The sequence below is a fragment of the Kitasatospora sp. NPDC096204 genome (assembly GCF_044763205.1).
In the GTDB taxonomy this organism is placed as follows: Bacteria; Actinomycetota; Actinomycetes; order Streptomycetales; family Streptomycetaceae; genus Kitasatospora.
Genome location: NZ_JBIWFT010000111.1, coordinates 1 through 1,065, shown reverse-complemented (window position 1 = coordinate 1,065; position 1,065 = coordinate 1). Strand labels below are relative to the sequence as shown.

1 protein-coding gene is annotated in these 1,065 nt (G+C 69.2%); it reads right to left on the bottom strand.

Annotated features, from left to right (window positions below; genetic code table 11):
- Positions 1–949, bottom strand: a 949-nt coding sequence (locus tag ACIQ87_RS40335; RefSeq protein WP_402417261.1) for an IS481 family transposase, incomplete at its 3' end; no start/stop codon positions are given.
- Positions 950–1,065: the final 116 nt, after the last annotated feature.

Sequence of the window (1,065 nt, the reverse complement as noted above, 5' to 3'; positions counted from 1 at the left end):
TGTTCTGACCCGTGAGGTTGGGGACGCGGCTGGCGGGTGGCTTGCCTGCGAGTGCGGTGTGTCCGCGGTGGTGATTGTAGGTGTGGAGCCAGGCGGGGTAGGCGTCGCGTCGTTCCTGTTCGGTGCGGTAGGGCTGTGCGTAGGCCCATTCGTCGAGCAGGGTGCGGTTGAAGCGTTCGACCTTGCCGTTGGTCTGGGGCCGGTAGGGCCGGGTGCGCTTGTGGGTGATCCCGGCCCCGGCGAGGACATCGCGCCAGGCGTGGGACTTGTAGCAGGCGCCGTTGTCGGTCATCACCCGCCGGACGGTGATCCCGGCCTGGGCGAAGAACTCGTTCGCGCGGGTCCAGAACGCGGTGGCGGTCTCCTTGCGTTCGTCGGTCAGGATCTCGCTGTAGGCCAGGCGGGAGTGGTCGTCGACGGCGTTGTGGAGGTAGCTGTAGCCGACGTCGGAGCGGTTCCTTCGCCCGGCCTGTCGACCCAGGGCCTTGTGGCCGCCGCCGTCGGGGATGTTGCCGAGTTTCTTGATGTCCACGTGCACCAACTCGCCTGGCGCGCAATGCTCGTAGCGTCGGATCACACGTCCGGTGGAGCGGTCCAGGTGCGAGAGGCGGGCGAGCCGGAAGCGGGTCAGCACGCGGTGGACGGTGGCCGGGTTGAGCTTCAGCAGGTAGGCGATGCGGGCCGGCCCCCAGCGGCGCAGGACGCGGACCTTGATGATCCGCCGCTCGGTGCGGGTCGGGGTCCGGCGCGGGCTGTGGTGCGGTCGGCTGGAGAGGTCGCCCATGCCGGCCTCGCCGAGCGCGCGGTAGCGGTCCGCCCAGCGCTTGGCCGTGGTCGGCGAGACCTGGAAGCGCTCGGCGGCCCGCCGCAGCGGCCAGCCGTCCTCGACCACACAGCGAGCCAGGCGCAGGCGTCCGGTCTCGGTCAGCGGTGCGTTACGGTGTGGCATGAGGGCCTTTCTGGTCGCCGGTGAAGATGTCGCAATCCACACCTGGCCAGAAGGCCCTCACTCATTTCAAGATCACAGCGCCGTGACCCCTGTCACCAACCTCCGTGGTCAGTACA